Source organism: Bacillus cereus group sp. BfR-BA-01379 (genome assembly GCF_022663605.1).
Lineage (GTDB): Bacteria > Bacillota > Bacilli > Bacillales > Bacillaceae_G > Bacillus_A > Bacillus_A mobilis.
This window is the reverse complement of the sequence record NZ_JAKUFT010000294.1, coordinates 1-232: the sequence shown is the minus strand read 5'-3', so window position 1 is coordinate 232 and position 232 is coordinate 1. Positions and strand designations below refer to the sequence as shown.

Below are 232 nucleotides of genomic sequence, written 5' to 3'. Positions count from 1 at the left end.
ACCAACAAAAGAAGTTGAAGAATCGAAAGAAGGGGTGAAAGAACCAACAAAAGAAGTTGAAGGTTCGAAAGAAGAGGTGAAAGAACCAACAAAAGAAGTTGAAGGTCCGAAAGAAGAGGTGAAAGAACCAACAAAAGAAGTTGAAGGTCCGAAAGAAGAAGTGAAAGAGCCAACAAAAGAAGTTGAAGGATCAAAAGACGCAGTAAACCAATCAGCAGTAGTTCAAGAACAA

General features: G+C 38.8%; 1 protein-coding gene. It reads left to right on the top strand.

All coding sequences use genetic code 11. The annotated features are described in order from the left end of the window. On the top strand, positions 1-232 hold a 232-nt coding region (locus MR113_RS28760), incomplete at both ends, for a hypothetical protein (RefSeq protein WP_242257524.1).